This window comes from Pararhodospirillum oryzae, from assembly GCF_007992075.1.
Taxonomy (GTDB): Bacteria; Pseudomonadota; Alphaproteobacteria; order Rhodospirillales; family Rhodospirillaceae; genus Pararhodospirillum; species Pararhodospirillum oryzae.
Map to the genome: position 1 here is coordinate 1 of NZ_BJZO01000047.1, position 15,008 is coordinate 15,008.

At 65.5% G+C, this 15,008-nt stretch carries 12 protein-coding genes; all 12 read right to left on the bottom strand.

What is annotated here, in order from left to right; translation table 11 throughout:
• Positions 1–146: 146 nt before the first annotated feature.
• Positions 147–1,847 carry a methyl-accepting chemotaxis protein gene (locus ROR02_RS09405; protein WP_147163770.1) on the bottom strand — a complete coding sequence of 567 codons (1,701 nt, stop codon included), beginning with the start codon at positions 1,845–1,847 and terminating at the stop codon, positions 147–149.
• Between the two features lie 34 nt (positions 1,848–1,881).
• Complete coding sequence (locus ROR02_RS09410) at positions 1,882–2,343, bottom strand: cache domain-containing protein (protein ID WP_147163771.1); 462 nt, start codon at positions 2,341–2,343, stop codon at positions 1,882–1,884.
• A gap of 532 nt (positions 2,344–2,875) precedes the next feature.
• Positions 2,876–3,958: an NAD-dependent epimerase/dehydratase family protein gene (locus tag ROR02_RS09415; RefSeq protein ID WP_147163772.1), complete on the bottom strand. Its 1,083-nt coding sequence runs from the start codon at positions 3,956–3,958 to the stop codon at positions 2,876–2,878.
• A 34-nt stretch (positions 3,959–3,992) separates the two neighbouring features.
• The gene (locus tag ROR02_RS09420; RefSeq protein ID WP_147163773.1) at positions 3,993–5,057 is read right to left on the bottom strand and encodes an NAD-dependent epimerase/dehydratase family protein; all 1,065 of its coding nucleotides are present in this window, start codon (positions 5,055–5,057) and stop codon (positions 3,993–3,995) included.
• Positions 5,058–5,106: 49 nt separating this feature from the next.
• Positions 5,107–6,474: a B12-binding domain-containing radical SAM protein gene (locus ROR02_RS09425; protein ID WP_147163774.1), complete on the bottom strand. Its 1,368-nt coding sequence runs from the start codon at positions 6,472–6,474 to the stop codon at positions 5,107–5,109.
• Positions 6,475–6,539: 65 nt separating this feature from the next.
• Positions 6,540–8,198 carry a tetratricopeptide repeat protein gene (locus ROR02_RS09430; RefSeq protein ID WP_147163775.1) on the bottom strand — a complete coding sequence of 553 codons (1,659 nt, stop codon included), beginning with the start codon at positions 8,196–8,198 and terminating at the stop codon, positions 6,540–6,542.
• A gap of 41 nt (positions 8,199–8,239) precedes the next feature.
• On the bottom strand, positions 8,240–9,505 hold the full coding sequence (gene lpxB / locus ROR02_RS09435) for a lipid-A-disaccharide synthase (protein ID WP_147163776.1): 1,266 nt from the start codon (positions 9,503–9,505) through the stop codon (positions 8,240–8,242).
• Positions 9,496–10,344, bottom strand: a complete 849-nt coding sequence (locus tag ROR02_RS09440; protein ID WP_147163777.1) for an LpxI family protein — start codon at positions 10,342–10,344, stop codon at positions 9,496–9,498. Before ROR02_RS09440 ends, lpxB begins: the two co-directional genes overlap by 10 nt.
• 38 nt (positions 10,345–10,382) lie before the next feature.
• Positions 10,383–11,189: an acyl-ACP--UDP-N-acetylglucosamine O-acyltransferase gene (lpxA, locus tag ROR02_RS09445; protein WP_147163778.1), complete on the bottom strand. Its 807-nt coding sequence runs from the start codon at positions 11,187–11,189 to the stop codon at positions 10,383–10,385.
• A 62-nt stretch (positions 11,190–11,251) separates the two neighbouring features.
• Positions 11,252–11,740 (bottom strand): 3-hydroxyacyl-ACP dehydratase FabZ, encoded by a 489-nt coding sequence (gene fabZ, locus ROR02_RS09450; protein WP_147163779.1) that lies wholly within the window; start codon positions 11,738–11,740, stop codon positions 11,252–11,254.
• Positions 11,741–12,003: 263 nt separating this feature from the next.
• Positions 12,004–12,552: an OmpH family outer membrane protein gene (locus ROR02_RS09455; RefSeq protein ID WP_246135482.1), complete on the bottom strand. Its 549-nt coding sequence runs from the start codon at positions 12,550–12,552 to the stop codon at positions 12,004–12,006.
• 47 nt (positions 12,553–12,599) lie between these two features.
• Positions 12,600–14,957 carry an outer membrane protein assembly factor BamA gene (bamA, locus tag ROR02_RS09460; protein ID WP_246135481.1) on the bottom strand — a complete coding sequence of 786 codons (2,358 nt, stop codon included), beginning with the start codon at positions 14,955–14,957 and terminating at the stop codon, positions 12,600–12,602.
• Positions 14,958–15,008 lie beyond the last annotated feature (51 nt).

Genomic DNA, 15,008 nt, shown 5'->3' on the forward strand with positions numbered 1-15,008 from the left:
CCCTGGAGATCTTCCTTCGTCCTTTCCGCCACCCCCAGCCGGGCCGGCTGCCCGACGGGAGGCGTTTTGTACTCGCCCCCGGCCGCTCATCCCCGCCAGCGGGAACCCGGGCAGGGCCGGGCACGGCGCGGGTCGGACACCCTCCCTCAGGTCAAACGCGACAGGGCATCGCGGACGACCTGGACAAGAGTCCGCCGCAGGGTTTCGACCGCCGCCGCCACGTCCTCCGCTTCCTGGCGCAAGACATCGGCATCCCGTCCGGCACCGGTTGCCTCTTCGGAAACCTCGGCGATCCGGGCCGAAACCTCTTGCGTCGCCGTGATGGTTTCCTGAACGTGGGTGGCGATCCGCTCCGTGACAAGGCGCTGTTCGCGGACCGAAACGGCAATTGTATCACCAATCGCGCCGGCCTCGGTGATCGCCGCCCGCACGGCCTCGACCGAGGCCACCGTTTCCCCGGTCACCGCGCGGATTTCCCCGATCTGACGCGAAATCTCCTCGGTCGAGCGCGCGGTCTGGGCGGCCAGGGTTTTGACTTCTCCCGCCACGACCGCGAACCCCTTGCCGGCATCCCCCGCCCGGGCGGCCTCGATGGTCGCGTTGAGCGCCAGCAGATTCGTCTGGGCCGCGATGTCGGCGATCAGGCCGGCCACGTCGCCAATATGAGCCACCGCCTCGGCCAGGGCGGTGATGGTGCGTTGGGCATCGGCCGCCGCGCTGACCGCGCGACCGGTGACCTGTCCCGACTGACCAACATGCTCGCCAATCCGGCCGATTGACTCACTCAGATCCCGGGCCGCCTCGGCCACCGCGCGCGCGCCGGCCAGGGATTGTTCCGACGCCCCGGCCACCGTGGTCGCCCGGTCAAGGACCCGGTCCGACGAGCGTTCCATGGCCGCCGCCCGTTTTGCCATTTTATGGGTCTGGTCGCCCACCAGAGTGACGGCGCTTTCGGACTCAACTTCAATAGCGTCAGCCATCCCTTTCAATGCACGCTGTTTTTCCCCTTCGGCTTCGGCGCTCAGATTTTGTTGCCGATCGCGCAGCCGTCGGGCTTCCGCCGTGTTGGCCTTCAGCACGTCCAAGGCCCGCGCCATCGCGCCCACCGCATCGCTGGCCGTCGTGCCTTCCACCACCGCGTTCAGGTCGCCTTCCGCGATGGCGCGCATGGCCCCGGTCAGTTCGCCAAGCGGCTTGGTGATGCTGCGGGCCACCACGAGCGCCAGGGCCAGGAAGACCGCCAGGGCGCCCGTGGCCACCATGAGAAAACGCCGGGTCGCCGCCCTGTCGTCGGCCCGACGCCGTTCGACCATGCGCGTGGTCGCCTCGTTGATCCGTCCCTGGGCGGCGACGATCCGGTCCACCAGTTCCGAGAACTGTTGATCGACATGGGTCATCAGCGGAATGCCGATCAGCCGGTCCATCTGGGCCATGTCGTTCATCTGGGCCACGGCCTTGGCGTAGGCCTCGATGCGCGCCGCGATATCGTCGAGCAGGTCCGCCGCCTCGCCGCCGCGCAACGCGGCCAGGTGATCGCGAAACTGCGCGAGGTCGTCGCCAATCGCCGAGCGCAACGCCGCGAGCCGGGCTTCCGAGGTTCCGGAATCCACCAGCGCCAGGTGTCGCGACACATCCGAGTGCGTCCGATGCGCCACCGCGAGCAGGGCGCCAACCTCGGCCCGCTGGCGCGCCGCCTCGCGGTGGAGATCATCAATGGCCGAGAGCGACCGCTCGGAGCGACCGTTGGCCATCACCAGAAGCACAACCGTCAGGGCAAGGGCCAAAACGGGAACAACGGAAATACGAGCCGAAAGAGGTATCTTTCTTAGCGCGCCCAGGAACAACATGCCCTCGCCCCCACGAGTCCGATCGCGTCAATGCCTATTTGTAAATCCCGATATAGGCAATCAATTCCTGACCGGGCACCCTTTTGACATAGGTTACCTTGGGTTGGATCATGTTCGTTGCCGGATTCTTCCAACGGTATTGGGTCCACCCTTCGCCTGCTTTACCCGTGTTCAGGATATCCTCGCCCAAATGCCGGCCGTCTTCGTCCACGAAATTCAGAACATTCCGACCCTTGTTTTCCGGCTTGGGCGGATAGATGACCCAATTCCCGCTGAAATCGATCACATTCACATAAATCTCTCCAAACTTGAATTCACCTTCCTGGGTGAAAGCCTGTTCGGCATCGGCCACGCCATGGGCAGCGATGTAATCCGCCGCCTTGAGGGTCAGGGCCTTGACGTCATCCTCGCTGACCGAAGCCGTCTGGGCGAAGGCCACGCCCATTGACATCAGCACCGCCCCCACCAACACCAACGCCTTGCGCAACACGCCCATTGTGCTTGCCTCCTGATCAAAGAACCGGCGGGCTGGATCCGCCAGAGCGCTTCTGTCCCACAGCCCCCACGCGTTCCCCTTTCCGGCTTCGCGTGACCGGAATGTTAGGGACTTTCGGGCACCGCGCACAGTGACACTGCCGCGATGATTTTGATCAACCAGAACGGTTGTGAGGCCTGGGTTTCCCGGAGGGTCACCGACCATCCTCACCAAGTTCGATCAATTTGAGAAGTATGGGACGCATTTGATCCAAGGAGCAAGGCGGCCCACCGGCATGCCTGCCCCGGCAAGAATGCCGGTGGCCGCGGCCAGAATGACCCTTGCGCGGCACGACAAAGGCCAATCCCGAGGAAGGCTTACCTTCCTCAAGAACAAGAACACCCTGCTTTTTCAGAAAAAGGAGAACGAGCAACAATATCCAAAGCCTGCCCGCTTCAAACAAAAACGGACGGACTTTGTATCACTCGGCTGGAGTTTGTCTGTTCGCGAGAAGCGGTGTCCACCTTTCCCTGATGGACTCGCCCCTCAAGCCTCAGGAAGTTCGCCCTTGACCGGCATGGCGAGCCATTGCTTCGGCATGGATTTCCGACAGGATGGTTTCGATCGTGTATTTTTGCATCCATCCAGGATACTGCGTCTGAAAACGGCGCGTATCGCTGATGTACCATACATGGTCGCCGATCCGGTTTTCCTCGCGGTAGGACCACGTCATCGGCCGGCCGGTCAGCGCTTCAACCATGGCGATGGCCTCGCGCATCGAGCAGTTGGAATGGCGCCCGCCCCCCATGTTGTAGACCTCGCCACACCGGGGGGCCTGGACGAACCGCCAGAACGCTTCCACCAGGTCGTGCGCATGGATGTTGTCGCGGACCTGCTTGCCCTGATAGCCCAGCACCGTGTACGGCGTGCCGGTGACGGCGCACTTGACGAGGTAAGCCAGGAACCCATGCAGCTGGGCGCCGGAATGGCTGGGGCCGGTCAGGCAGCCCCCGCGAAAGCACGCGGTCTTCAAGCCGAAATAGCGGCCGTATTCCTGAACCAGCGCATCCGCCGCCAGTTTCGACACCCCGAACAGGCTGTGGGTTGACTGGTCGATGCTCATGGACTCATCAATGCCATGGGCCGCGAAGGGGTGGGACGGATCCACTTCCCAGCGGGTTTCGCGCTCGACAAGAGGCAGCCGGTTCGGGGTATCGCCATACACCTTGTTGGTGCTGGTGAACACGAACGGCGCGTCGGGACATATCCGCCGGGTCAGGTCCAGGAGGTTCAGGGTTCCGGTGGCATTGACCCCGAAATCGGTGAACGGTTCGCGCGCCGCCCAGTCATGGGACGGCTGAGCCGCCGTGTGAATAATCGCCGATACCGCCTTGCCATAGCGTTGAAAAATCTCTGTCAAGCCATCCAGGTCGCGAACATCCACGGCGGCGTGGGTGTAGCGGGCGCACGATCGTTCCAGCTGTTCGCGGTTCCAGTCGGTGCTGGCCTCGTCTCCAAAGAAATAGCGGCGCATGTCGTTGTCGAGACCAACGACATCAAACCCCTTGTCGCAAAAAAACCTGACGGTCTCGCTGCCGATCAGGCCAGCCGAACCGGTTACCAGGACCACGCTCATGGCCGTGTTCTCGCTTTTCTGGAAAGGAAACGGGTCATGCTTGAAAGATCAGACGCAACGGGGCCTCGCTGGCCCGAAGCCAGGCGAAGATGTCGTCCAGGATCATGTCCACCGTGCGCCGGGGACGCCACCCCGTGGCGGCTTCCACCTCCTGGATATCGGTCACGTAATACGGAATGTCGGCGGGCGCCGTTTCGGGACGGCACCCGATCTCCACCCGACGGCCGACCCGATGCGCGCACAGATCGCTCAGCTCGGCCAGCGACACCGAGACCGACGGGCCTCCTCCCACGTTGAACACACCCGCCGCATGCCGGTCCAGGTCGGCCACCTGAAGGGTCACGAGGTCGTACAGATCAGCGACGTGCAGCAGATCGCGAACCTGCCGCCCCTCGCCGCCAAAGCCCATGTACGCAAGCGGCCCCCCGAACAGGTGCCGCGCCGCCCAGAGGGCCACGAACCCCTGATCCACCTTTCCCATCTGCCACGGGCCGGTCAGCACGCCGCAGCGATTGATCACGGCGCGCAGGCCGTACATGGCCCGGTATTCCTCGATCAGCAGTTCCGAGGCCAGCTTGGTGGTGCCATAAAGGGAACGCGCGCCCGCCAGGGGGAACCCGGCCGTGATCCCGTTTTCAGACCATCCCGGCCCCCCGGCTCCCGCCCGCACCCGCAAACGCAGCCCCGCCGGCTCCAGGGGCAGCGCGCGCAAGGCCGCGATGGGATAAACCCGGCTGGTGGACAAAAACACCACCGCCGCCCCATGACGCCGCGCCGCTTCCAGGCAGTGCACGGTGCCCCCCAGGTTCGTGTTGAGCACATAGGCCGGGCTGCCCCCGTAGCCCGCGTGCACCGAGGGCTCGGCCGAGCATTCGATCATCAGATCAAACGGACCGACGGCTTCCAGATCCTCGGGGGCGCGCACGTCGCCGTGCACGAACGACACCCCCCCGGCCGCCAGACGGGCCAGGGCCAGCTCGGAGCCCCTGCGCTTCAGGTTGTCGAACGCCACCACGTCCGCGTCGCCCCGATCGCGCTTGAACAACAACGCCAGGCTGGAGCCCACGAAGCCGGCCCCGCCGGTCACCAGTATTCTCATCCCCGCGTTCCCCGCCGTGATCCGGGCGCTTGATCCAGCCCGTTATCCGTCATCCCCTGTCGCCCGGGGCCATGCCCCGCCACAGGGCTTCCATGTCGCGCAGCTTGCGCCCGCCGTCGCTGGCCCGGGCGTAGTGTTCATCCAGGACGGCCCCCTTGTACGCCGCCAGGGATCCCACCGCCGCCAGGGTATGCAAGGGCGTTCCCTCGATCTCCGCGCAGCCGGATTTTTGAATGGAATCAAAGGGAAGAGAGGCGATATAGCGTTCGGTGTCCTGCATCTGCGCGGCCGTTTCGCCGGGCAGGCCGAAGGTGAAGGTGCCGTGCACCGTCAACCCCAGCTCCTTCACATGACGCACCACCTCGGCGGCCCGGGCCAGATCCAGGCGTTTGTTGACGATGGTATCGATCACGTGCTGATTGCCGCTTTCGAACCCCAGCTTCACGCCAAAGCAGCCGCTTTCCTTCATCATCCGCCACGTGTCCAGGCGGATGGTATCGGCCCGGCACATGGCCGACCACGGCACCCCCAGCCGACCCAGCACCTGGCACATCTCTTCCACGTGGCGATCGCCCAGATTGAAGGTGTCGTCGTCGAAATACAGTGTCTTGTAGCCGTAGCGCGCCACCAGCTCGCCCAGGTAGGCTTCCATGTAGTCGGCGCTGTAATGGCGCACGGTGCGCCGGCCGGTACCGTCGGGATCGTTGCCGGTCATGGTCGCCGGCCACACACAGAAAATGCACTTGAACGGACATCCCCGACTGGACCAGACCTGAGCCTGGGGCGGACGCTGGCCGTGGGGGTTGCCATCCCAATACCGGTGCGCGATCACCGGATCCATGTAGGGAAAGGGTTGGGCGTTCATTTCGTCTTCGCTCAACAGATCGAAGTCTATTTCCCCCTCGGCCCCCTCGATCACCCGGACGATGCCCTTTTCGTATTCCCCGTGCAGGCATGCCGAAACCGGCTCGTCGCGCAACACCGCCCGGGCAATGCTGGCGATGGGACCGCTCACCACCAGCCGGGCTTCGGGCACCAGGTCATGGATCCGCCGGATCAACCCGGCATCGTGTTCCCAACTTGGGGTCGCCGCCTCGATCACGATCATGTCGAAGCGGTTGGCCCGCAGATAGGCGAAGTAGCTTTCGTAGGATTCCCGAAGCGCGATGCTGTCGCGCAAGACGACCTGGGCGCCCGTGCGCGCCGCCGCGTAGGTCGCGGCATAGCCCATGAAAAACGGATAGGGCAGATAATCACCAAAGCGAAACGCATCGGGGGCCGACATGATCGGACTGGTGAACGGCCAGCGCGATCCGGCCCGCACGCCGGCGGTATGAAGCTCGACGATCTCTCCGGTGGAAAGACGGTAGTGGTTGCGGTCAAGCCACCAGGGCGGGTTCGAGAACAGGACCTTCATCAAGCGTTTCTCCCGGCCGGTCGGAGGCAAGGGGACGCGAGAGGTCCCCTCGGCATTGGGGGACGTTATACGCTATAAAGTGTCTCTACAAACGTCGTTATGTTGTGCCGTTCACGCCAGCGTGGCGCCACCAGACGCGCCCGCTCCGCGAATTCTTCATACTGATCAAGCAGCTGAAGGACGCCTTCCGCCGCATGATCAGGGGTGAAACGTTCAACGATCACCCCGCATCCGCCCCCGAACCCGCGCAGTTCGTCGGCCATGGTGGTCTTGTCGGTGGTCACCACCGGCATGCCGTGGCACACCGCCTCCGCCATGGTGTGAGAGGTGGCGAAGCCGTAGCGATCCGGATCATAGACCGCGAACAGCAGGTCGCCTTGCCGCAGGAAGGCGTGATAGTCGGCGCCATGCAAGGCGGTTTCAACGAGCGTGACAGCCGGCGCCATGGTCCGCAACGCCGCCACCGCCCCCGGATCCGCGCTCGGGGTCTGAATCAGGAAACGGGTCCGGGGATGGCGGGCCAGCACCCGGCGGACCACCTCGGGCAGGAACAAGAATCCCTTCGAAGCCGCCCCCGCGCCGGCGAAAACCACCGTGCGCCCGTCCCCGGAGGGGCGGGGAATCCGCGCGCGCGCAGGGATTTCCAGCAGCAGCGGCACCTGACGCACCGGAACCCCGGCCAGGGCGGTGAAGGTGGTGGCCAGCTTGTGGCTGTCGGCGAAAAAAGCCACCCGATCGCCCAGGGCCCTCGACAGCCGCCCGATAGCCTGGGCAAACAGAATCTCGGCAAGCGGCCGCTCGCTCGCGGGGGCAAACAGTCCTGGCGGCCAGCGCAGGACAATCCGCACCTGGGGCGCCCGGCTTCCAAGGGACTGAAGCCACGCAAGAAGGCCGAAGATCTCGTGCTCGGCCGTGGTGTGGACAATAACGGTGTCCTCGGGAGTCACGTCGTCTGGCGTCAGAACCGCTTCAAGGCCTTCTCTTAGCGCGTCGTTCCAGCCCAGGCCCCGCAGCCATTGGGTTGGACTGTCGGCAACCACGTAATGATAATTCTGCAAGCAGGCCTCGGCCCCCAGCCGGCTCCACTGCTCCTTGTCCAAGGTCGCGCACGCCAGGATCCGGACCGGCTGTCCGCGCCCCGTGCATTCCAGAAGCAAGGCCTTGTTGGCCACGTAATGATGACCCGTCGCGATCTGCCAACCGGGATCGATGATGATGACCCGTCCCGACGCGGTGGCCACGAGTCCCGACCCGGCGACGCGCAGCCGGGCCACGGTTGACGGATCCAGGGACAAGCGGCCGTCCCGCGCCAGATCGGGCGGCATCTGGCCCGTGCGCATCAAAATCAGGGCCAGGGCTTCAATCGCGGGCTTCAGGGTCGGAGCCAGCGCCACGGCGCGCCGATAGCAGCGCACCGCCTCGGGCGTGTCTCCCGTCATGTCGGCCAGACGCCCGGCCCCCACATGGGCCTCGGCATGGGCGGGGTGAAGGTCCAGGGCCCGGTCCAGAAGACGGCCCGCCTCGGCCAGATCCCCCCGGTCCATGCAGGCCGCCGCCGCCAGGTTGAGGGCGCCCGGGTCGGTCGGCCACAGCGCGGCGGCCTTCAAGGCGAGGTCCAGCGCCTCCGCCTTCCGTCCGATAGTCCAGGCCTGTTGCACCAAGGTCCGCATCGCGTCCACGGAATCCGGAAGAACGGCCCCCATCGACAACAGATCCGCAGCCATCCGCCCCCCTTTCCCCAGCCTGGGTTTCTTGCGCCTTGTCCTTACTCCCGCGAACGGCCCGTGTCCGTCAGCAAGGCCAGAAGAGTCCTGGCCGCCGTCTGGCTGGGAGAAGCCCCCTTGCCCCGCAACCGGTCGATCACCGCCGCCAGACCCTGCGCCTGATCCTGGCGTCGGGCGTCGCTGTCCAGAAGGTCCGTCACCACCGAAGCCAGGATTTCCGGCTGGCACGCCTCCTGCAACAGCTCGGGCACGATCTCACGGTCCATCAGGATATTGATCATGTTCACAAAGCGGGTCCCGCGCGCCATCAGGCGCCGGAACAGGGCCGCCGAAAGGGGATGGACCTTGTAGGCGATGCAGTGGGGCACGCCCGCCAGGGCCAGCTCCAGGCTGACCGTGCCCGAGGCCGCCAGGGCCGCCCGCGCCGCCTTGAAGGCATCCGCCTTTTCGTTGCCCCCCACCACCGTGACCGGGACCGGCCAGTCGGCCGTCGCGGCCTCGATGCCCGCGCGCAGGTGCTCCAGGGTGGGAATCACGACGTGCATCCCCGGATGCCCAACGCTTACCCGCGCCACCGTTTCGCGGAACACCGGCAGCAGGCGACGCACCTCTCCCCGGCGGCTGCCCGGCAGCACCGCCAGAACCAGGGCATCGTCGGCCAGACCGTGACGGGCCCGGAAGGCGGCGCCGTCCCCCCGGTCCACCCCGGACTCCACCACCGCGTGCCCCACATGAGTCGCCGCCACCCCCGCCGCCTCGAACAAGGCGGGCTCGAAGGGCCACAGGCACAACAGGTGATGCACCCGCGCCGCGACCGAGCGCACGCGTCCGGCTTTCCACACCCACACCATGGGGGCCACGTAGTGGACCCTCAGGGCCGGATGGGCCGCCTGGGTCAGCGCGGCCTGAACCCTGCCGGTGAATCCCCAGGAATCAATGGTCAGCACCAGGTCGGGGCGTTGCGCCCCGATGTCATCGACGGTTTCTCGCAGACGCCGGCGGATGCGGCGCAAGGCCGGCACGACCTCCAGGAATCCCATGACCGCGAGATCGGAAAGAGGCACCCGCGAGATCAGCCCCTCGGCGGTCATCTGTTCGCCGCCAATGCCGGCGAAGCGAATTTGTCCGTTTGTTTCCGTCTTGAGGGCGCGCATCAGCAACGCCCCCAGCTGGTCCCCCGAGGGTTCGCCGGCGATCAGGTAGATCAAAGGCTCCGGTTTCCTGGCCTGCGGCGCGCGGGCGGGCCCGGCACCCGTCCCCGCCGATCCGGCGGCCGCCCGGTACAGGGGGGGTGTTTTCAGGAACATGGCGGTGTTTCCTCTCCGCTCAGGCCCACGACGAACATCCCCAGCGCGTCGGCCCGCGCCACCAGGGCCTCGGTATCGATCAACAGCGCCGCGCCCGCTTCAACCCCCAGGCCGCGCAGACCGGCCCGGCTGGCGTTTTCAACCGTGCGCACCCCCACCGCCGGCAGATCCACCCGGCGGTCCTGGCGCGGCTTCGCGGCCTTGACCAGCACGCCCCCGGCCCCTTCGCGCGCAAGGCTGGCGCAGCGCCCCAGCATGACGTCGGTGCCTTCGATGGCCTCCAGGGCCAGAACCACGCCTTGCTGGACCACCGCGCCCTGCCCCACGTCCAGCCCGCCCAGCGCCTTGGCCACCTGGAAGCCATGGATCAGATCGCGCCAGCCCTGATCATCGGGGCAAACCCGCCCCAAAACCCCCACGGGCGCGAGAAGCCCCCCGATCACCGCGTGCGGGGCCTCGATCACGAAACCGTGGGCTTCCAATTCGCGCAGGATGGCGCGGAGCAGGGAATCGTCGCCCAGCGCCTGGGTCGCGACCCGCGCCAGAAAAGCCGCCGTGCGCCAGTCGGGCCACAGGGCAAGAAGATGGGTGAGGCTGGGCCGGCGCACGCCCCCGGCCAGGCACAGGTGGGTGATGCCTTGATCAAGCAGGCGGACGGCGGCTTCCCCCGCCCGCCCCAGACGCGTCCACGTCAGCGAGGCCTCGGAAGGCCAGAGTTCGGGTTGGGCCTGCCCTTCCAGGGCCAGCACCACCACGGGGCGGCCTTGCGCCTGGCACGCCCGCCACACCCGCACCGGCAACTCGCCGCCGCCCGCCACGATGGCCAGCGGCGGGTCCACGGGCTCTTCCCCGGCCTTCGCCGGTGGCGGCGGGAGGCTCACGCGGCCTCGGGCGCGGCGGTATCATCGGGGCGGCAAAGCCCCCGCGACGAGTCCGCCCGGATAAAGGCCAGGATTTCGGCCACGGCCGCCGAATCAGGATAGGCTGCCGCCACCGCGGCTTCCTGCTCGGCCACCGCCGTGCCCGAGAACAGTTGCCTGCACGCGCCACGCACCGCGTGCATTTCGTCGCGGGCGTAGCCGCGCCGCTTCATGCCCACGATGTTCAAGCCCGCCAGACGGGCCCGGTTGCCAATCACCGAGCCGAAAGGAATGACGTCGGCTTCGACCCCGGTCACGCCGCCCACCATGGCCAGCTTGCCGATGCGCACGAACTGGTGCACGGCCGCGCCGCCGCCGAGCACGGCCCAGTCGCCAATGCTGACGTGCCCGCCCAGCAGCACATTGTTGGCAATGATCACCCCATCGCCCACCAGGCAGTCATGGGCGATGTGAACCCCGATCATGAACAGACCATCGTTGCCCACGCGGGTCAGCATGCCGCCGCCCTCGGTGCCCGGGTTCATGGTGACATGTTCGCGGATGGTGTTGTTTTCGCCGATCTCCAGGCGCGAGGGCTCGCCCCGGTACTTGAGATCCTGCGGGGGCAGGCCCAGCGAGGCAAAGGGAAACACCCGGGTCCCCGCGCCCACCGTCGTGCGCCCGTCCACGACCACGTGACTGACCAGGGTCACCCCCGCCCCCAGGACGACGTCGGGCCCGACGGTACAATAGGGCCCGATCACCACCGAATCGGCGAGCGTGGCCCGAGGATCGACCAAAGCGGTCGGGTGAACGCTCGGCATGCGTCACTACCTTTTTAAGTTGTGCGAAGGGCCGACGGTAACGGAACGGCGGCGCCGTTCCGTTACATCTCCTCGTCGGCGATCATGGCGGCGAAGGTTGCCTCGGCCACCATGACGTCGTCGACCCGGGCTTCGCCATGGAACTTCCACACGTTGCCCCGGTTGCGGATTTTCATCACGTGCAAACACAGCTGATCGCCCGGCACCACGGGCCGACGGAAGCGCGCGTTTTCAACAATCATGAAATAAACCAGCTTGCCCTGGGCCTCGGGCCCCAGGGATTCCACCACCAGAACCCCGGCGGTCTGCGCCATGGCCTCGATGATCAACACACCGGGCATGACGGGGCGGGACGGAAAATGCCCCTGAAAGAACGGTTCGTTGATGCTTACGTTCTTAATCCCAACCCCGCTCGTGCCGCGCACCACGTTGACCACGCGGTCCACCAGCAAAAACGGGTACCGGTGCGGAATCATGGCCATGATCCGACCGATATCAATGGTCGTCTCGGCCCCCACGTCTTGCACCTCGGCTTGCATCGCTTCCGTCATCCCTCACCGTCCTTACTCAGCGGGGGCATCAATGCCCCTTGACGCCCCCGGTCCCGTGCCATCCGGCCGTTTCCAAAGCCCCGATATTTGTTGGGGGATTATCTGGACCGTTTCCTTGTTTCCTCGCGCCCCTCAGGCGCAGGGTGTGCGCCGCTGTTGTTACGGATCCGGCCTGCGACGTCAACACTGCTCGCGTCTTCTGGCCCGACATCGTCCCCGTGAGGGGACGATGGGAGCCAGGACGCGGCAACGGGATCCTCCGATCAGTTCTTCGGGGCCGCCGGCGCGGGAAGCTGTTCGGGGTTGGGGAAGTTGACCTTGGGCAGACGGCTATCGACCCGCCCCAGGACATCCTCGGTCATGTTCATGCGGGGGTCGAACAGCAGCACCTGGCTTTTGTACAAAACCAGATTGACGCCCCGCTCGGCCGCGACCTCGTCGGCCACGCGAACGACCATGTCCTGGACATCCCCCAGGGCCTGGGCCATGGCCCGGTCCAGGTTCTGGCGCAACGTGGTGAAGCGCGTCTGGAAGGCCCCCACTTTCTTTTCAAAGTCCTGGCGCTTTTTCTTGAAGGACTCGCTTCCCTGGTCGGTTTCCCGGGCCAGGGCCGCCTGCGCTTCGTGAAGCGCCTTTTCTTCCTTCTGGGCCTGGCCCTGATAGGTAGCCAGATACTTGTCGCGCTCGGCGCGGGCCTGCTTGGCCGCCGCCGAGTCGGTGAGAACCTTTTGAACGTCGATCACCCCGATCGACGCATTCGGGTACGTATCGGCCTGGGCCTGAGCCGCGCCGACACAGACGGACAAAGCCACAGCCGCCGCGCAAAGAAAGCCTTGCGCGCCTTTCAGGGATCCCATCGTCAGAACCTCGATCCAAAGGAAATCCGAAGCAGTTCGGTTTCGTCAAACGACTTTTTGATCACGGGGAAACCCACGTCGATGGCGATGGGCCCGATGGGAGACACCCAGGTCACGCCACCCCCCACCGACAGGCGGGGCGAGGATGCCGAGTCCATCAACGAGCGATCGTAGTCATCCGGACGACCGATCATGCCAACATCCGAAAACAATCGTCCAGACAAGCCAAGATCGTCTGGAAGCCCCAGGGGAACGCCAACCTCGACCGTTCCCGTCCCAATCCAGTTGCCGCCCAGGGCGTCATCCGTGCTGGCATCCCGGGGGCTTGCGCCCGCCGCCGCGAAACCACGCAGGTTGGAACCACCCAGGTTATAGCGCTGGTTGATGTTCACGTCCTTGCCCAGACCGAAAATGTAGCCCGCCTGTCCGCGAACCGACAAGGTCCAGGCCGGGTTCCAGTCCATCCAGTCGCCCAGGGGGGCGTAATAGCCCGCCTTCAGATCGGAGCGCAGGAAGTACTCGGTTCCCCCCAGACCAGCCACGTCGTTGCCCAGCGAGATGAAATAACCATCCTTGGGGTTCAACCGGCTGTCGCGCTTGTCGTAGGTCAGGGTGTGGCCGACCATCGACACCACGGTCTGATCATCCTGGTTGCGGATGAACACCGAGGCATCGTCATCCATGTCCAGGATGTCGGTGAACTCGGCGGTGTATTTGAAGCTGTGGCTCAACACGTCATTGTAGTTGAAGCCCAGCCGCAACGACGTGCCCACCGAACGGTAATCGTATGAGCTCTCCTCCTGAAGGTCGCGCTCCAGGGCGTACAGATCAACGCCCGCCCGCAACCGGCGGCCCAGGAAGTAGGGCTCGGTGAAGCTGAGGTCCACCTGGCTGCGCCGCTGCGCCCACGACACCGCCGCCTTCAGATCCTGGCCCCGGCCCAGCAGGTTGCGTTCGCGCACGCCGACCTCGACCATGGCGCCGACCGAGCTGGACCAGCCCACGCCGAACGAAACCTCGCCGGTTGATTTTTCCTGGACATTGACCTTGACCACGGTCCGGTCGGGTGCCGTGGGCGAAGGCTCGTTGGTGACATCGACCTTTTCGAAGTAGCCCAGATCCTGGATGCGCGAGCGCGAACGGCGCAGCTTGGCCGAATTGAAGGCATCGCCCTCGGCCAGGGCCACCTCGCGGCGGATCACCTCGTCATGGGTGCGCATGTTGCCGTTGACATCGATCCGCTCGACAAAAACCCGGGGGCCTTCATCGATCTGGAACGTGATCGCGATGGTCCGTTTTTCCGGATCCCGGGTCACGCGCGGACGCACGTCGAGGAAGGCGTAGCCCAGCGTGCCGACCTTGTCGGTCAGACGCTGAATGATTTTCTCCACCTTGTCGGCGTCGTACCAATCCCCCTCGGCGACATCGATCTCCGAGCGCAGCGCCTCGGGATTCAGGGCTTCCAGGGTTGTTTCCAACCCCACCGGACCGAACCGGTAGCGGTTCCCCTCGGACACCGTGAAGGTAATGAAAAAGCTCTCCTTGTCCGAGGACAGCTCGGCCACCGCCGACTTGACCTCGAAATCCGCGTAGCCGCGCTTCAGATAGAAGCGACGCAGCAGTTCGCGGTCGTAGTTCAGGCGGTCCGGATCGTAGGTGTCGCTTGAGGACAAGAAGCGGTACCACGCTTCCTCTGAAGTCTCGATCACCTCGCGCAGGTCGGAATCGCTGAAGTGCTCGTTGCCCACGAAGGAAATGCGTCGCACGGTCGTGGACGGCCCTTCGTTGATCTCGAACGCCAGATCCACCCGGTTCTGATCCAGCTGGATGAGCTTGGGATCAACCGAAACGGCATAGCGTCCCGAGCGCCGGTACAGATCCAAGATCCGCTGAACGTCCTCTTGCGCCTTCACGCGGGTAAACACGACGCGCGGACGCAGCTGGATTTCCTTTTCCAGCACGTCGTCCTCGATCCGCCGGTTGCCCTCGAACGAAATACGGTTGATGATCGGGTTTTCCACCACCTTGACCGTCAACGTCCCGCCGGCTTGCTGTATCGAAACGTCGGCGAACAGGCCGGTTTCGAACAGGCTTTTGAGCGAGCGGTCGACCTGGGCCGGGTCGTAGGCTTCCCCTTCGCGCACCGTCATGTAGGTGCGCACCGTGTCAGGCTCGATGCGCTGGGTTCCCTCGATGACGATGCGATCAATCACGCCGCCGGCCGCGAACGCCGACAGTGGTCCCAACACGACACCAACCCCCAGCGCGAGGGCGCCCAGCCACCTGGTGATCCTTGCCACGGTGTCCCCCATGATCGTTGTTCCGATGTGCGCGCAGGCCCCCAGGCGGACGGGGGCCACGGCCGTACACTCCAGGGCACCGTGCAGGAAAGCAAAGTCGGCACGGTGCTC